The organism is Saccharopolyspora flava, from assembly GCF_900116135.1.
GTDB classification, from domain to species: Bacteria; Actinomycetota; Actinomycetes; order Mycobacteriales; family Pseudonocardiaceae; genus Saccharopolyspora; species Saccharopolyspora flava.
Map to the genome: position 1 here is coordinate 93975 of NZ_FOZX01000011.1, position 16548 is coordinate 110522.

12 protein-coding genes and 1 CRISPR repeat array are annotated in these 16548 nt (G+C 67.2%); of the genes, 1 reads left to right on the forward strand and 11 read right to left on the reverse strand.

All coding sequences use genetic code 11. The features are described 5' to 3' along the window. Nucleotides 1–681 precede the first annotated feature (681 nt). The 11 genes from cmr1 to BM424_RS24785 all read right to left on the reverse strand — a co-directional run bounded on the left by cmr1 (nucleotide 682) and on the right by BM424_RS24785 (nucleotide 12560). Nucleotides 682–1896, reverse strand: a complete 1215-nt coding sequence (gene cmr1, locus BM424_RS24735; protein WP_175548256.1) for a type III-B CRISPR module RAMP protein Cmr1 — start codon at nucleotides 1894–1896, stop codon at nucleotides 682–684. Beyond that, nucleotides 1893–3257 (reverse strand): hypothetical protein, encoded by a 1365-nt coding sequence (locus tag BM424_RS24740; protein ID WP_139274152.1) that lies wholly within the window; start codon nucleotides 3255–3257, stop codon nucleotides 1893–1895. Before BM424_RS24740 ends, cmr1 begins: the two co-directional genes overlap by 4 nt. After that, nucleotides 3254–4099: a hypothetical protein gene (locus BM424_RS24745; protein ID WP_093422647.1), complete on the reverse strand. Its 846-nt coding sequence runs from the start codon at nucleotides 4097–4099 to the stop codon at nucleotides 3254–3256. Before BM424_RS24745 ends, BM424_RS24740 begins: the two co-directional genes overlap by 4 nt. Beyond that, the gene (cmr6, locus tag BM424_RS24750) at nucleotides 4096–4911 is read right to left on the reverse strand and encodes a type III-B CRISPR module RAMP protein Cmr6 (RefSeq protein ID WP_093422650.1); all 816 of its coding nucleotides are present in this window, start codon (nucleotides 4909–4911) and stop codon (nucleotides 4096–4098) included. The genes BM424_RS24745 and cmr6 overlap by 4 nt, the downstream gene beginning before the upstream one ends. After that, complete coding sequence (locus BM424_RS24755) at nucleotides 4911–5294, reverse strand: type III-B CRISPR module-associated protein Cmr5 (RefSeq protein WP_093422652.1); 384 nt, start codon at nucleotides 5292–5294, stop codon at nucleotides 4911–4913. Before BM424_RS24755 ends, cmr6 begins: the two co-directional genes overlap by 1 nt. Then, the gene (gene cmr4, locus BM424_RS24760; RefSeq protein WP_281248800.1) at nucleotides 5291–6193 is read right to left on the reverse strand and encodes a type III-B CRISPR module RAMP protein Cmr4; all 903 of its coding nucleotides are present in this window, start codon (nucleotides 6191–6193) and stop codon (nucleotides 5291–5293) included. Before cmr4 ends, BM424_RS24755 begins: the two co-directional genes overlap by 4 nt. Beyond that, nucleotides 6193–7236, reverse strand: coding sequence for a type III-B CRISPR module-associated Cmr3 family protein (locus tag BM424_RS24765; RefSeq protein WP_093422657.1), 1044 nt, complete (start codon nucleotides 7234–7236; stop codon nucleotides 6193–6195). Before BM424_RS24765 ends, cmr4 begins: the two co-directional genes overlap by 1 nt. Next, nucleotides 7236–9005: a Cas10/Cmr2 second palm domain-containing protein gene (locus BM424_RS24770; protein ID WP_139274153.1), complete on the reverse strand. Its 1770-nt coding sequence runs from the start codon at nucleotides 9003–9005 to the stop codon at nucleotides 7236–7238. The genes BM424_RS24765 and BM424_RS24770 overlap by 1 nt, the downstream gene beginning before the upstream one ends. A gap of 175 nt (nucleotides 9006–9180) precedes the next feature. Beyond that, the gene (locus BM424_RS24775; protein WP_093422663.1) at nucleotides 9181–10617 is read right to left on the reverse strand and encodes a mCpol domain-containing protein; all 1437 of its coding nucleotides are present in this window, start codon (nucleotides 10615–10617) and stop codon (nucleotides 9181–9183) included. Nucleotides 10618–10762: 145 nt separating this feature from the next. Continuing rightward, the gene (locus BM424_RS24780) at nucleotides 10763–11482 is read right to left on the reverse strand and encodes a haloacid dehalogenase type II (protein WP_093422666.1); all 720 of its coding nucleotides are present in this window, start codon (nucleotides 11480–11482) and stop codon (nucleotides 10763–10765) included. Between the two features lie 76 nt (nucleotides 11483–11558). Continuing rightward, entirely contained in the window at nucleotides 11559–12560 is a 1002-nt protein-coding gene (locus BM424_RS24785; RefSeq protein ID WP_093422669.1) for an aldo/keto reductase family protein, read from the reverse strand. A gap of 732 nt (nucleotides 12561–13292) precedes the next feature. Further along, nucleotides 13293–14122: direct repeats of the CRISPR family, unit length 36 nt; unit sequence CTGTCACCGGCCTCCCCGGCCGGTCCTCATTGCCAC. Between the two features lie 80 nt (nucleotides 14123–14202). On the opposite strand from BM424_RS24785, the gene BM424_RS24790 reads away from it, so the two are divergent. Beyond that, nucleotides 14203–15408 (forward strand): helix-turn-helix domain-containing protein, encoded by a 1206-nt coding sequence (locus BM424_RS24790; RefSeq protein WP_093422671.1) that lies wholly within the window; start codon nucleotides 14203–14205, stop codon nucleotides 15406–15408. The last annotated feature ends 1140 nt before the right edge of the window (nucleotides 15409–16548 follow it).

Here is a 16548-nt window from a genome sequence, read left to right on the forward strand (position 1 = left end):
CCCAGCAAAATAAGGACCGGCCGTGGAGGCCGGTGACGGTCGGAGAAGGCTAAGCGGACGCATCTCCGAAACGTAGTCGTGGCAATGAGGACCGGCCGTGGAGGCCGGTGACAGAAAAAGGGGAGTGCCGTGGCCGAACGGCGGATCGTTGAGTGGCAATGGGGACCGGCCGTGGAGGCCGGTGACGGGAGAAACCCAATATCGCCGCGATCGCCCGGGAATTGGAGTGGCAATGGGGGCCGGCCGTGGAGGCCGGTGACGGGGCTGTCGAGTTTGACCGGGTTTGACCTGGGTTTTCAAAGATCAATGCGAGCGACCCCTTGTGGAGATCGCTGCGGTAGTCGTTCCTGATCTTACCGGACCGCGATCACGGCGATGAACTGCGGAAACGGGGTGGGAGCGGTCCTGTCGGGTGGGGGCATCGCTGGGTCGCTCGCATCGTGGGGTGGATTCGAGTGCGTGTGGTGGTGTGCGGTTCTTGATGCTGGCCGGTGCGGATGAGCGAGGTTCGAGGCCGGGGTGATTGACCAACAACCCAAGACGCGTGGCTCAAGCCGCGTTCCCAGGACCCCTGCCTCTAATCTGCCGCCGACTTCTTCGGCTTCGCACAGGTCTTTGTAGAGCAGTGAGTGTAGATCGGCGGTGAGGGGGCCGGGGCCCTGGTGGAGGGTGGGCATTCGGCTACCGGCGGCGTTCGTTCTTGAGCCATCTGTCCCATTGGGTCTTGGCGAGCGTTTCGTCAGGAATAGCAGGGGTTTGGGAGAGCTTCTTTTTCGGCTCCAGCCGTGCTCCAGGCGGAAGCAGCTCGGAGTAGAAGATGTGGGTGGTCAAATACCACGAGGTCGGGTCACTTTCCTTTGGGCCTATCTTCAGGGGTGTGGGGCGGATCCAGACGGGAGAGACGCGCCGTCCCGGCTCGTTATCGAGGCCGAACTTGACGTCGATCGTGTTCTTGTAGATTGAGGACTGCGACTTTTTCGAGAAGTAGTTGATCGGGAGTCCGAGGGCCGCGATCGGGTACTCGCTCTCATTGCCGTGGATGACGTCGATCCACTCCGGGGAGCGGGTGTTCTTGCCCGGGATGTGGTCGATGTCCTGGCTGGCGCGGTAGTTGCGCCACCGCCTACCGGCTTCGTGCAGGACCGGTTCCAGATCATCGTATGGGTCGGGGTCGAGGACCGCGCCCTTCCAGCCGTACGGCGCCAGCATGGGAAATTTCGGCAAGGGTGATGCGGGTGATTCCGCCTTCGTCGCACCGAGACCAGTGCCCTCACGAAGCTTCGGCGGTACTGGGTCTCGCATGAGCTTACGGTAGAAGTCGATGCTCGGTCGCTTGGCGATCATGCCGAGAATCGGGTGGTTCAGGGTGCTCTCGACGTTGGTGCAGCGGAGTTGCCCGAATCCGCGGCGGGTTCGGGCACCCAGCCCGCCGTAGTACAGCCACGTCCACATCGTGAGCAGGAAACGGGAGTCCAGCCGCTCGTTTCCGGTGAACCGGACCTCGAGGGTGAACTCGGTGCGCGGGGGGACGTGGGGACGAGTGAGTCCGTCCCTGTGGTTCCACAGTCCTTGTCCGAGCAGGTAGTGCACTCCGTTGAAGGCGCTGTTCTTCGGCTTCGGAACCCACCAAGACCACTCGTCACGACGCGCCGTCGGCCCGTCGTTCACGCGCAGGCGGATCGGGGAGGGGCGGTTGGTGTTGCCGAAGAGCTCGGACTCCTGCTTGGCGAGCTCTGTCAGGTCTTCGACGCCGTGGCCGGCGGCGAGGGCGCGGAACCAGAAGCGGAGCGCGCCGCGAATCGACGGTACCCGGATCGGGGACGTCTTGTCCTGCGGGTCGTCTCCGCTGAACAGCGGAGTGACGACCTCCAACGTGAACTTCGTCCACGCGCTCAAGAGGAACCTCCTCGACGACGAAGTCGGCCCAGCGGTGCGGTGACCGGTTGGCTGTCCCACATCAGCTGGACCGCGATTCCGATGCTGAACGACCAGCCGGTGAGCGTGGCCAACGCACCGATCGGGCTGGAGACCTTCGGGAGAGGGGAGTTGTCAGGCCACGCCCCGAGTGCCTTGGTGCACTGCGCGTCCAACGTCCGGGCCTCGGTGGCCGGCTGATCCCACCAACCGGCAAGGCACTGCCCGTGTTCGGCCACAACGGGGAAGGCGAAACCCAGCATGACCAGGCTGATCAGGAAGGCGTAGGAGAGGCCGATCAGCGCGACGATGAGCCCGCGGCGGTATGCGTCGAGGCTCCGGACGTTGTGCAGCCGCGATTCGAGGATGAGGTAGAGAGACGCGGCCACGGCCAGACCGAGTCCCACGTGCCATCCCGTCGTGGCGACCCACCACCGCGGTGTGAGAGCCAAGACCGCTGCCGTTCCCACCGAGACGGCTGCGGGCAGGCGGAGCAGCAAGAGGGAATCCCAGCCGGAGGGCAGGGATGTGGCGAGCAGGACCACGGCGAACATCCCCGCGAGTGCCAGGTAGCGAGCCACGCCGGCTCCCGGCCACCACAACAAGGTGATGAGAGCGAACCCGGCCAGGAGGGGCGGCAACCACGGCAGCAGTCGTGGCCACCAGCTGAAAGGGGACAACGCCCGAGCGGCAGCCAGGACGTCGCCGATGGCGAGCCAGTGCAGCTCGGTGACCCGCTGGGCGTGGCCGGGCTGGTCATCGCCACCTTCGGCAGAAGGAATCCTCAGGCCCTCCCGCGTGCGGTTCGGCCAGCGCTCGGTCAGCCACCTGTGGTCGATGTCGAACTCGCGGGGCGAGTCGGCGCGGCGAGCGGACAGCCATGGGTCGTCCTCGGCGCGCGCGAGATGTTCCGTCCAGTCGTTCCTGGCGGCGATGGCTCGCTGTGCGATGGTGTTGCGGCTCAAGCGCTTATCGCCCAACACCGATGAGTGGACTTCGCGCATCCAGGCGGCATCTTCCTGGTTGCTGATGCGGAAGGGCAGACTCCACACCAAGAATCGCAGACGTGCAGCACGCGTCCGGTATCGAGACGGCAGGAGTTCCAGGTTGCACTCGAGATGTCCCACGAACTCCACGAGCATCCGGTAGCGGGACAGGGCGTCGCGCTCGCGGCGGTAGCCCTCGAGCAGGGTTGGGTCCTCAAGAGCATTGGCGAGAAGTTCTTCTCCTGCACCGATGACTTCGAGCTGTGATCCTTTCGTCGGAACGGGGTGTAGCGCAGACCTGTGTCGCTTGAGGATCAGAGCCGACTTCTCGTACTCACTCAGCTCGTCGGTGGTCACCCCGTCCATAGCGATCCCGCGATGACGACGCCGGAGGGGTTGAGTTCGTAGCCGATGAGGGGCTTGGACTCCACGTAGAGACCTTCCAAGTACTTGAACTCGTTGCCGGAGGGCACATCCACGGTGCCGCCATCCGAGACCCGGGCCAGAGTGCCCAGCAGTTCGGCTAGCTTTCCCGTGAAACGGGGAACCGGGAGTTCTACGAGCGAACCGGTGCCGGTTTCGTGGAAGCAGTACGCGTCGACCACCTCCCGCCCGAGCTTGGTCTTGACCGCCTGCGCCACGGTGAGGAAGTAGGGGAGCATCGCCTTATACCCGCCGGAGAGGTGGAACACCACGGCGGTTTCGGGACGAGACTGCACGATCAGACGTCCTAGCCCGCCCAAGGCGGTGAACGTCTGTCGCGGAAGCTCCGGTGACGACAGATCTAATCCTGGGATGCGTGCGACAACGCAGGCCCCGGCGGTCAAACGAGGGTTGGACTCCGCGGGATCGTCGATGTACTGCAGCGGAACGTTTTTCAGCCGTGCTTGCCGCATCGCTGTGAGCAGAGCAGCTTGCGATCCCTTCTCGGTGTCGGAGCCGACGAAGACCCAAGAGTCTTGGTCGTCATTGACGTGGCGCTGAAAGTAGACGTCGATGCCTTGCCATTCCGGGCAGAGGTCGTGCGGAAGGCCGTCCAGTTCGGTCAGGGCCTCAGCGGGCAGGAGGGATTCCGCGTCGTTGTTGTCGCGGAGCGCCTGCCACAGGTTTCGTTCATAGACCGACCCGAGTATGTCCTTTCCCTCCAGCTTCTTCAGCAAGGAAAGGCCGACGGGAATGACGTGCACGCGTGAAGTCATTTCAAATCCAGACCGCAGTAGCCGTAGCCGGCAGAGGTCTTCCCTCCGATGCCGAGATCGTCCAGCCCCTCTTTCAGCAGAGCTGCGAAGGCGTGGACGTCGCTGTCTTCCCCGATCAGAACGCTCTTGAACGGAGTCCCGTGGACTGCCAGGAACCGCACCGGAACCGGGTTGTTGTACTCCGCCGGTTGCTTGTCCACGGGCTTGATCGCCTGGTTGACCTGCGCGTAGTAGTCGGGCTGGTGCGGCGTGAGCACGTCCAGCGCGAGCTCGGGAGGCTGCGCGGGCAGGGCGTCGAGCACGACGACCCGTCCTCGGGAGGCCTCCGCGTCGGGCATGTTCGGTCGAGGCGAACCGAAGAGCCGCCGCATCGTCTCGTCCGGCACCGAGGACTCGCGCGCTTGCGCGGCGGCCAAGCCCTTCAACGCCGAGCCGGGCCAGATCGGCACGCCGTAGGTGCGGGAGAACGTCAAGCCGGTCTCGTAGTTGTCGTCGGCTCCGTGCCCGACGACAACCCGCCACTTCGGGGCGATCCGGATCGGAAGCACGCGCATGCCGGACCGCTTCGCGATCTGATCTGCGGCAGCTCGGCGGCGGATGTGCAATCCGCGCAGCATCGCTCCGTCGACGTGCTCGACCGCCTCGATGACTTCCTTGAAGTGCCTCTTCTGAGCCGAGGAATCCGGCGTGAGGCGGCCGTCCGTGCTTCGACCACCGACCCATTTGCCGGTGTAGACGAGCGCACCGTTCGAGCCGCCGCGACTGCCCCGGTTCTCCTTGCTCAGGTCGGCGATCGGACCGTATTGCGCCATCAGGAACTCGTCTCCGCGGCCTTCGCCGAACCGACCCGGCTCAACCACGTCGCGAGCTCCTGGGCACGGCGCTGCGCGACGGCGTACTTGGTTCCGTCCGTTCCCGACAGCTGGTCGAGGATGTCCAGAGGTCGGTCGCGCGGATCCAGCTGGATCACGCGAGCCGCCTCGGTCAGGATCGTGCGGGCGACGCGCCAGTGCCGATCGTCGTCGTGGGCCTTGTCGGCCTTCGACAACAGGTAGGTGGAGGCCATCACGAGGCCGTTGTTGTGGATCAGCACCGGCAGTGAACGCAGCACGCTCAACAACTCCGGGCCGATTTCGACGTCGCGCAGCGCGGTCGCTGCGGTGACCGCGAGCTCCTGATCGATGCGCTGGGTCATGCGCGCGCCTCCCGCAGCGAGTGGGCATCGTGCACGCGGCACCAGAACATCCCCTTGCCGATGGTTTCGTTCCCACCGAGCTGCATCGGTTGCCCGTCCAGGAGATCCGACACCGCGTCGAGCGCCTCCTTCGTCCCGGTGAGCACGGAGACGAGGACGGACTCGGCCGGCAGGTTCTCGGAGTAGAAGAGGTTGTTGACCGTCTTGCTACCGGGTTGTTTGTCGGTGCCGTAGTCGAGCTGCACCCGCGCGGACACGTCGGTCCCGGTCTCGGCGAGGTGGCCCATCACGTCATCGCCGACGTAGAGCAGGTCCTTCGCGAGCTTGTCGCGGGTGTACTGGAACGCGTTGCTCGACGGGCAGCACAACGATGCGAGCTCGGTTCCCAACCCGGCGATCGCCGAGTCCTCCGAAAGCGTCACGACGTACGGTCCGATGGCCTGCTGCGATTCCCATCCCGCGGGTGCGAAGCCCCGGCTGCCCGGGCTCGGGAGCCGCCGTGGTTCGAGCCCGGGCGCGACGAGCTCGACCTTGCGGTTGAGCCGGGAGACCAGCTGTCGGGAGGTCACCCAGGCGTAGGTGTTGGTCATGGTCGGCGCCGGGAACAGCAGCAGCTGCGCGTCGCCGAACGAGACGTCTCCCTTGACCAAGTCGCCGTCGGCTTCGCCGGGCCCCTGCCCCGGAGGGCGTGAGCCGAAGACCTTCTGCCCCTTGTCCTGGATCTCCCAGCCGGCGTCGCGCGCGGCGTCGCGGATGGCGCCCTTGAGGCTCTGCCCCCACACCACGGGCAAACGCGTCGAGGCCTCCCGCTGGATCGGCAGGTCCACCACGCCCGTGGACACGCTTCCACCGGCGTGCACAGGGGTTTCCGCGAACAGAACCAGCAATCGTCGTTCCACTACCAACTCCCGGTCAGGCAGGTGCCGAAACCCGCTGTGGCGATCCTTGTTTCTCCGTGTTCGCCGCGTTCGCCTTGCGCTCCGTCCGGCAGCAGGGTGCCGTGGTGGTCGGCAGACCAGCGAAGGGCGTCCTGTTCGGTGCTGAACTTCAGGTAGTACACGCTCCCGGCGGGCACGGCCCAGCGCAGCAGCTTCGTGCGATCGACCCCGTTCCGCCACGACGCGCTGGCCAGCGGCGTCGGCCCGGTGAGCGCCACGGCGCACAACTCGGCGTTCGACGGGTGCCAGAACACGTCGTTGAGCAGCGCCGGCGTGGCGAGGTAGACGGTCATCCGTCCGCCGGGGAAGCGCTTCGGCGCTGAGGGCATCGGGCTGCCGTACGGGTGCTTTCGCACCGTGGCCTTGCGCCCGAGCCCGCCGAGGCGCACCACGTCGGTGACCGGTTCGTCGATGGGCTGATCGTCCTCGCACCCGACGAGGAACGACATCCCGTCCGCGGGACGCAGGTGATCGGCCAGGTACAGCAGCGACTTCGCAGCTGTGTCGCGGTACCGGCCGGATGTCTCGCGAGTGAGCCCCAGACGCGACTCGGTGCGCCACGGGTCTTCACCGAGGTGTTCGGCGGGATCGTCGGTTCCCGTCGCCACGTCTCCGGACAGCCAGGCCTCCATGCCGGACCTGGTGAACCATCCTCCCCGAGGCTGGCCTTCGCCGTCGAGCACGTGGCTGAACACCTTGCGCTCGTCGAGATCCGTGGTGATACCCGCGGGACGTTCGACGACGTTCAGGCGGTCGAGATTTCCGCGGTCGTCGACGACCAGATCGGCCGGGGTCGGGAACTGCGGAGTGCCGTTGACCCGCACCACCGGTCCGACGATGCGGTGGGAGACGTCGCGCTGGAGGGCCTGGTGCACGGCCCCGCCGAACGTGGACGGCGGCGGTGTCGTGGCCTCACCTCGGACGCCTTCCCCCGGCGCGAACGTGCGGCCGTCCCGCACCATGAGCGTGTCGAGAGGTTCGATCGACAGCCATGTCGTGTCCATCAGCGGCACTCCTGGGCGAGGAAGCGGGCGACCAGCGCAGCCGGGACCGGGTCGAACCGCGAGGACGTTCCGTCGGCGCGCCGCTCGTGCTCGCCGAGCTCGATCACGGCATCGGCGACGTCGGGTGTGCCGCCCTGACGCTCCACGAGCCGTCGCACCTCGGCGCGGGCGACGTCCCGGATGAGACCGTCGTCGGCTCCGGCGAGGCGGGCGAGTTCGTCCCGGTCGTGCTCGAGACGGCTCGCGAGCTTGGCGGAGAACTGCGCGTCTGGAGCCGCGGAGCCCAGGAGCTCGGCGGCGTCGTGGTCGTGGTGATACCAGGGCTGAATGGTGCGCGCTCGCTCCCCACCGCGGCGCCGGACGACGACGCTCAGCGCGTTGCGCTGGGCGGAGATTCCGCGTCCGTGCGCCTCCTTGGCCTGGTCGAGGGCTTGTTGTGCGGCGGCGATCGCCTCGCGCAAGGGGCTGGTCATGTGGCTGAACACCACTGCCGTGGAAGCCGTGACGTGGCTGAGCGAGGGTTCGTCCCGCAGGTGCTCCGCGGTGCTGCGGCGAATCGCCGAGGCCAACCGCAGCGCGGTGGCCGCAGGAGCGAAGGCGAGGAAGTCGTCACCGCCGGCGAAGACGGGAACACCCAGGTGCTCGGCGTGACGGCTGAGCTCTCGTTGCCGGCCGCCGAGATCGGTGAGCACTCGCGAGGCGTTGCGCTGGTCCGCCAGGCTCAGATCGCTGATCGTGGCGCCCAGCTTGTCGAGGTCTTGGACGACGATGGCGAAGTAGGGCGTCAGGGACGGCAGTTCGTGCTGCTGGGCGAGGCGGCCGATCTGCGAAGCGAGTCGACGGCCCGCGGCCGCGTTCTCGCGGACGTCGTGGGGCAGCGCGTGCGGTTCCCACGCGTCCGGGCTGATCGTGGAACCGACCTTGCTCGACAGCGCTTCCAGTTCGGCGGGATGCTCGCCGGGAATCGACGCGTGGTCCGGCTTGTTCGGCGAGATCCTGGCCAGGTGCTCGACGAGTGGAACCAGCTCCCGGCGCAGCTCCGGATCGGTGGCGGCGCGCTCGAGGAGCTTCGCGCGGAACCAGCTCGAGGCGACGACCGTCGTGGCCGCGAAGCGCCTGCCCTTCCCGTAGATCGTGTTGCCCACGGAACGCTTGGTCCACCCGGCGGCGGATAAGCGTTCCTTCCGCTCGTGCGAGGGCACCTTCATGGCCTCTTGGCCTCGGGGCACACCGATCGCGGGAAGCAGCGGCGACTGGTCGCAGAGCGTCATGCCGGTGCTCCGGTGCGGTGTGAACCAGCGGGTCCGCTTGCGCTGCCGCATCGCCGCCTCGGCGGCCTTCCACAACTCCCGGTACTCCGCGTCGGAACCGAACTCGCCCGTGGCGCACGCCCAGGTCAGGTCCGGCATACCCGGAGTGCTCACGGTCTTGCCATGAGCTTCCCGGACCAGCCGATCCCACTCCGCGCGGGCGTCCGCCGTTGCGCGCGCAGCGATTTCGGGTCCCGTGCCCGGAGGCGCGAGGAACACGATCTTGTTGCTGATGCCGACCGGAACGTCGTTGTGCTGCTCGGTCAGCACGGACGGCGCCGGCATCACCAGGCCGAACGGCGCTTCCAGCGCCGCAGGACGTTTCGCCGCCGCAGCCACCACGTGGCGAACCGTCAGACTCGCCCCCGCCGCATCGGCGGTCTTCCGGGATTCAGCGATGAACGGCTGCACGCCGCCCAATGTCAAGAACACCAGGTCGGCGTTCAACCGCGCCCCCATGCATACCCGAACACACAGCCCCCAGCTGGATGTCGGTCAGTCCGGACTTGCTCAAAGACCAACCCGAGCACGAACACTGACACGACACATGCTGTCACACAGGGTGAACGACATTCGCATGCCCCCGGCCATGACGTTGTTTGTCCAGCACACGTGCGGACCCGGTGGCGGTGAGTCAGGCGAGCATCTCGTCGTGGTTGACGGTGGAGTTCTTCCCGGTCGTCTTGGCCAGACGCAGTGCCATGAAGGCTTCCTTCGACGTGGCGCCATATCCGCAGGAGACGTGGAACGTGCGGTTGATCCGGATCCGGTGGAGCACTTGCTCGAACTCCGCGCGCTTGTCGGCCGGGAACTCGAAGATCGCGCTGTCTCCGCCCTGCGAGATGAGCCGCGCGCCGTCGATTTCCTGAACGTCGTCGACGAGCGCCCTCAGGCTCGTGGTGACCGAATGGCTGTAATCGGCGGCGTCTTCGACGTTACCGGTCAGGAGGCGATGCTCCATCTGGTTGCCGATGTCGTCGCCGTCCACGATCGCGATCACCTTCTCGCTCGGCGGCGTCGAGGTCTTCGAGGAAGGTGCCTGGCTGGGGGAGAACTCGATGATTCGGCTTCCCGCAGGAAGCTGAGCTCCGAGCGCGAACGCGAGAAGGGCAGGCCCGTTCGTGAACACCCGGACCGGTGTTCGGTCGTGGCCGAACATGTTCCGGCTCTGTTCCCGGTAGGAGGCGAAGAGGTCGAGCAGGATGTCCTCGCCTGTTCCCTTCTCCAGGCCTTGGAACAGCTCGGAAGCGGGGATGCTGGTGCACAGGGCGCGGTTGCAGCGGTCGGTGTCTCGAACCTGGTAGCCGTTTGGTTCTCCGCCGTAGGCGGCGCAGAGCGCGAATCGCTTGAACGCTTCGGGATCGTCGTGCTCGCCGTGAACGTGGATGATGAGCGCCAATCGGTTGTGCGCTCGGTCCCCGTCTTCGAGGCGGTGGAATTTGTGCTTTCGGGCGGTCCGGTTGGGGTTGACGCGGAACAGTCTGGAGAAGTCCAGGCTGTAGACATCGGGAGTGCAGCTGAGGCCCCGATCCATCCGGAAGGTGGAGAACGCGCCGACGCGGAATCGCAGGTACGAGTTCTTGCTCGGGAGCACGGCATCGGCACTGCGCCCGGTCGGCTTCTCGTGCCATGCCTGCTGGGCTTTGGCGCCCAGCGCGAAGGCTTCAGGGTGGTGGCAGTGGATGTAGAGGGAGATCGGCGGGTTCCGCCCGTCGCGCGATTCGGCTTCGCCCAGCCGGTGTTGGATGGTCTGGAGCGCCCAACCTGCTCGGTCGTCGACGGGCTCGGGTTCGGGACCTGACCTGAACCAGTCGCGGTGCTTCTTGCTCAGCTCGTTGTCGACGACCTCGAAGGCATCGCTCTTGACGTTCCGGCCGCCGCCTCGGGGTAAGTGGACGAGAACGCCGATGCCGTCCTTCCGCTTCGCGTACAACCAGAGCGCGAAAGCCATGATCACGGCTATCGCGGTCAGGCTGTAAAGAACGTAACCACCGCTACCACTGGCGATGTTCGGCAGCGCACCGGCGAAGAACGCGGCGCCGATCCAGTACAAGAAATCCCGCGCGTCCAAGACCCAATACCTGAATCGCGCCCTCTTCGCCGGCACTCGTTCCTCCTGATCTGGCTTCGACCGTGCGGGCGAAGGCTATAACTCGATCAGGTGACGGCTGTGAAAGGCGCTCCAGTTGATCACCCGGCTGGAGCAGTCGGACCTCTCACGCCACGTGCTCCCGGAGTTGCTTCGCCAGGTCGACGATGTCGCGGCCGATCACGTCCCACGGGCCCGTTGCGTGGAGGTCTTCGCGCTGGTCCGGGCCGTACTCCGTCGGGCGGGGGATGAACGCCGTCCGCAGGCCCGCCTTCTGGGCGGCGGCGAGGTCGGTGTTGTGCGCGGCGCACAGCATCACGCGCTCGGGTGGCAGGTGGAGGAGTTCGGCGGTGCGCAGGTACGCGTTCGGGTCGGGCTTGTAGGTGCGGGTGATGTCGGAGCCGATGATCACGTCCCACGGCAGGCCCGCGTGCTTGGCCATGTTGGTCAGCAGGGCGGTGTGACCGTTGGACAGCGGTCCGATGATGAAGTCCCGCTTGATCTCGGTGAGTCCTGCAACGCTGTCGGGCCAGGCGGGAAGCCGGTGCCACGCGCGGTTCAGCCAGTCCACATCGGACGGTTGGCGGTCCAGGGGGAGGCCGAACTCGGCTGCGGTGGCTTCGAGGTTCTCGCGGTGCAGCACGTCCAGGTCGACGAAGCCCCGCTCGCCGCGGCGGACCGGCGCCATCGACGGCTGGTACCGGCCTCGCCAGGCGAGGGCGAACGCGTTCGCGTCGACGGCGTCCCCGGCGAACTCGGCGACGGCTTGGGCGATGCCGGTTCTCCAGTCGACGACGGTGCCGAAGGTGTCGAACAGCACCGCGTCCACCAGGCGTTTCGGTCGCATCGTCGCCCTCCCGGGTCGTGGCCAACGGTCGCAGGTTACGAGCTCGTCGGCGCTCCCGGAAGGGGCGACGCGGCGGTCAGCTGCGGGACTTCGGGGCGTTCTCCGCGGTTTTGCCGGGATCGGTGACCACGACCGGCGCGAGGGCCTCGTTCATCTTCGCCACCAGGTCCGCGTCCAGCCGCACGCCCGCGGCCACGGCGTTCTCCGACACCTGCTCGGGCCGGGAGGCGCCGATGATCGCGGCCGAGACGTTGTCGTTCTGCAGCACCCACGCCACCGCCAGCTGGGCCAGCGTCAGGCCGGCCTCCTCGGCGAGGGGTTTGAGCAGCTGGACGCGTTCGAGGACCTCGTCGCGCAGGTAGCGGGCCACGAACGTGGAGCCGCGCTCGTCGGTGGCGCGCGAACCCTCCGGCGGCGCGGCGCCCGGCAGGTACTTGCCGGTCAGCACGCCCTGGGCGATGGGGGAGAACACGATCTGCCCGATTCCCAGCTCGCGGGACGCGGGCACGACCTCGCCTTCGATGACCCGCCACAACGCGGAGTACTGGGGCTGGTTCGACACCAGCGGGATCCGCAGCTCCCGGGCCAGCCGGTGGCCCTCGCGGATCTGCTCGGCGGTCCACTCGGAAACACCGATGTAGTGGGCCTTTCCGCTGCGGACGACGTCGGCGAACGCCTCCATCGTCTCCTCCAGGGGAGTCTCCTGATCGTAGCGGTGCGCCTGGTAGAGATCGACGTAGTCGGTCTGCAGCCTGCGCAGCGAGTTGTCGATCGACTCCATGATGTGCTTGCGGGACAGCCCGCGGTCGTTCTTGCCCTCGCCCATCGGGTGGTAGACCTTCGTGAAGATCTCCAGCCCCTCGCGGCGCTCCGGCTTCAACGCCCGCCCCAGCACCTCCTCGGCACGCCCACCTGCGTAGACGTCGGCGGTGTCGAAGCTGGTGATGCCGTTGTTCAGCGCGGCCCGCACGCACGCCACGGCGGCGTTCTCCTCGACCTGGGAGCCGTGCGTGATCCAGTTGCCGTAGACGAGCTCGCTGATGATCATGCCGCTGCTGCCCAGATGCCGGTACTGCATTCGCGTCCTCCTGGTTTCCTCGAAGCGCAAGCCGCCGTTCGCAGCATCAGCCGTTGCTCCACCCGATCGGCTCACTCGCATTCGATCATCCCAGGTCAGACGCTCGTTCGCGATCAACCGAGGGTGGCCGGCAGGAGAAATCCCTTGCGTAAACGCCAGGTAACCGCCAAGGTATCGATCGCAGCCCGTGCTTCGGCCGGGTGTGCGGCCTGGCGAGACAACGGAGTCCCGCCAGGCGTCGAAAGTTCCAGGGCCGATGTGCGACGACGCCCGGCCCTACGGATTCGAAGAGGATTTTTCCTGGTGCGCAACATCCGCCGGCAACGGACCGCCGACGAAGACAGGGCGGGCACCACCCGCCTCCTCCTGCGAGCCGCCTGGCTGCAACTCTTCACCTCCTTCGTACGCTGACCGACCGGACGAGGGGTGTCCGGTTCGTCGGGGTTGTGCCTGATCGGCATCGTTGATCCCTCGCGAAGTCCGTCCGCTCGGTGCGCGTCGCGCCTGGTCCTCTGCGGTCCTGCTGATGCGCGGTCGCCGTACGAGCGGACGGCTTCGCGAGCGGTCCAGCGCCGACCGTCTCAGGCGTGGCCGCTCGCATACCCTTTTCGCAGGTCAGGACGTTGGTGGCTGGGTGTAAGATCGTCTAGGTCGGCTGTGCGCGATCTCCAGCGGGGGTCGCTCGCCTTGATCTTTGAAAACCCAGGTCAACCCCGCCAAATTTCGACAGCCCTGTCACCGGCCTCCCCGGCCGGTCCTCATTGCCACGGTCTCGGCGACGCGCTTGGCGTCATCAACGGACGCTGTCACCGGCCTCCCCGGCCGGTCCTCATTGCCACTGCGCCAGGACGGGCCGAATGCCCGCGGCTGTCAGCGCCTGTCACCGGCCTCCCCGGCCGGTCCTCATTGCCACCTGCCGTCGATGACGGCCCGCACAGACGCCACGTTCCTGTCACCGGCCTCCCCGGCCGGTCCTCATTGCCACGGGGTACACCACACCGCGAGAAAGGGGCAGACCGTGGAGCTGTCACCGGCCTCCCCGGCCGGTCCTCATTGCCACCGATCCCATCGTGGGGATCACGTACGGCACCCCAACCTGTCACCGGCCTCCCCGGCCGGTCCTCATTGCCACGCGGGGACGATCCAGGTGCCCGCGGCTTCGGCCCAGACTGTCACCGGCCTCGCCGGCCGGTCCTCATTGCCACCACAACCCACACAACAGGCTAATCGTCAATTCCAGCCTGTCACCGGCCTCGTCGGCCGGTCCTCATAGCCACCGCGCAGCGGTCAGCTCGGACCGCAGCGGGTCCACCGTCACCGGCCTCCCCGGCCGGTCCTCATTGCCACATGTCGTCGAGGAGGCGCTCCACCGCGGTGGCCAGATCTGTAACCGGCCTCGTCGGCCGGTCCTCATTGCCACCACAACCGCCACATCAGGCTAATCGTCAATTCCAGCCTGTCACCGGCCTCGTCGGCCGGTCCTCATAGCCACCGCGCAGCGGTCAGCTCGGACCGCAGCGGGTCCACCGTCACCGGCCTCCCCGGCCGGTCCCCGTTGCAACGTTGCCAAATCAGACCCGGGTTCTCTGCTCGGTAGGTTCACTCGGCGTCATCTGTCGGTCTTTTCGCCTACGCTCGGTCCATGTCTTCCTCGGTGGGAGCAAGGATTCGGTTGGCGCGGGAGCGCGTCGGGATGAGTCGTCGTGTCCTGGGCGGGCTCGTTGAGCGGTCGGCCGAGTGGGTGAAGGCGGTCGAGACGGGCCGGTTGCAGACGCCGAAGTTGTCGATGCTCGCCAAGATCGCGCACGCGCTCGACGTGCGGGACCTGGCCGAGCTCACCGGAAACGGGGACGCGGTCTCGGTCGCCAAGTACGGTCCGACCGCGGCTCACGCCGCGCTTCACGACGTTCAGGTGGCGTTGACCGAATATCGGCTGAAGCCGGAGTCGCGCGCGGTGGATCTGGCGCATCTGCGGGAGCGGCTGGCAGGTGCGTGGAAGGTCCGGCACGCTTCGCCCGATCACCGCACGCGCCTCGGCGGACTGCTGCCCGCGTTGATCCGCGACGCCCAAACCGCTGTCCGCGCACGTCAAGGCTCGGAACGACGGGAGGCACGACGTGTCCTGGCGGGTGTTTACCGGCTCGCGGACTTCTACGTGGCGTTCCAGCCCGCGCCGGAACTGGTGTGGCTGGTGGCGGACCGCGCGGTCACCGAGGCGCAGGAAACCGACGACCCGTACGAGCTGGCGGCGAGCGCGTGGGCGCTGGTGCAGGCGTTGCGCGAGTCGGGACGCTGGGAGGAGGCGATCAGCGTGGCCACCGACGGCATCGCCCAGGTCGAACCCCACCTCGACTCGTGCCCGGACGACTGGCGGGGCATCGCCGGCGCGCTGCACGCGGAGAACGCCCTCACCTGCGCCCGCCGAGGCCGGCACGGTGAAGCCTGGCGGCATTGGGAAGCAGCGAACCGGATCGCCCAACGGCTCGGAACCGAATACCGCCATGTGCAAACGAGTTTCGGTCTTCCCGTGATGAAGGCCAACGCCGTCACCCTCGGCGTGGAACTCCGCCGCGCGGGAGAAGCACGGCGCGCGGCCGACTTCGACCCGGCCGACATCGCCTCGGTTCCGCGTCGTGCCCGGCACCTCATCGAGGTCGCGAGAGCACACGCCCTGCAAGGAGATCGGGACGCCACGCTCACGATCCTCGACCGCTCGGTGCGAACCGCGCCCGAGACGGCCCGCTTCAACGGATGGGCGCGCGAACTCACCCACTCGCTGCTCGCCCAACCACCCACGGGCCAGACCGCGGCCGTCCGCTCCCTCGCCACCCGCATCGGCGTCCACTGATCGGGTGGAGGTACGAAACGTACCCGATTCCCGCTGCGGCGGGCCGATGTTGAAGGCATGACTGGAACAACTCTGGGGGCGGTCGTGCGGCGGTGGCTTCCGTCGCCGTCACTGCGAGACGTCGAAACCCACCTCGCCGTGGAAGGCGAGCCGACCGCCGCGTGCGGGCAACCGGTGATGTGGGCAGAACCTGGGCACCCCACGACCCGACGCCCCCGCTGCAAGACCTGCGAGCGCCCACGATGACCACTCGCGAAACGGCACTGGCAATCGCCCTCCGCCAAACCCAATGGCTCCTCGACGAAGCAGCCTTCAACGCCGGAGGCGGACGCCTCACCGGCCAGGACTGCCAACAACTCGGCCAACACCTCCGAGACCTTGCGGAGGTTCTCGACACGTACCCAGCGCCCGCAACCCGGACGAAGAGCCTCACGCAGTGACGCTGCCTCGCGCTCAGCTCAAGCCAGCAGAACAGGCGGTCGAGCTGTGCGAGCGGTCCAGCGGTGACCGTCCCAGGCGTAGCTGCTCGCATACCCTTTTCGCAGGTCAGGAGGTTGGCGGCTGGGTGTAAGATCATCAAGGTCGGTTGTGCGCGATCTCCATTGGGGGTCGCTCGCCTTGATCTTTGAAAACCCAGGTCAGACCCAGTGGATTTGCACAGCCCTGTCACCGGCCTCCCTGGCCGGTCCTCATTGCCACTCGACCACCGACGTCTTACCCGTTCCGGGCGGGCCGTAGCTGTCACCGGCCTCCCTGGCCGGCCCTCATTGCCACGGCCTGCTGCGGACGAGCTGGCATCCACCGTGTCCGCTGTCACCGGCCTCCCTGGCCGGTCCTCATTGCCACTAGTGCAGGACCGGGGACAGGCGTGAGCGCCGGGGAGCCCGTCACCGGCCTCCCCTGGCCGGTCCTCATTGCCACAACCACTCCTGGATGATGAGCGGGTCATCACAGCACACCGTCACCGGCTTCCCCGGCCGGTCCTCATTGCCACCCCACTGGAACGGCGCGGGCACCGCCGGGACCGGCCGTCACCGGCCTCCTCGGTCGGTCCTCCTTGCGTTCTGGGTGGCAAAACCCTCTCTCACCCGACTCGACGGAGGTCTGTCACCGCCCCGCCGACTCAAATGCGCGCATTTT

Bases quoted from the DNA above. Each gene is read 5' to 3' on its own strand.
- BM424_RS24765 (WP_093422657.1), bottom strand. From the start codon at position 7,236: ATGGACACGACATGGCTGTCGATCGAACCTCTCGACACGCTCATGGTG.
- BM424_RS24790 (WP_093422671.1), top strand. From the start codon at position 14,203: ATGTCTTCCTCGGTGGGAGCAAGGATTCGGTTGGCGCGGGAGCGCGTC.
- BM424_RS24780 (WP_093422666.1), bottom strand. From the start codon at position 11,482: ATGCGACCGAAACGCCTGGTGGACGCGGTGCTGTTCGACACCTTCGGC.
- cmr6 (WP_093422650.1), bottom strand. From the start codon at position 4,911: ATGGCGCAATACGGTCCGATCGCCGACCTGAGCAAGGAGAACCGGGGC.
- BM424_RS24785 (WP_093422669.1), bottom strand. From the start codon at position 12,560: ATGCAGTACCGGCATCTGGGCAGCAGCGGCATGATCATCAGCGAGCTC.
- BM424_RS24770 (WP_139274153.1), bottom strand. From the start codon at position 9,005: ATGGGGGCGCGGTTGAACGCCGACCTGGTGTTCTTGACATTGGGCGGC.
- BM424_RS24745 (WP_093422647.1), bottom strand. From the start codon at position 4,099: ATGACTTCACGCGTGCACGTCATTCCCGTCGGCCTTTCCTTGCTGAAG.
- BM424_RS24755 (WP_093422652.1), bottom strand. From the start codon at position 5,294: ATGACCCAGCGCATCGATCAGGAGCTCGCGGTCACCGCAGCGACCGCG.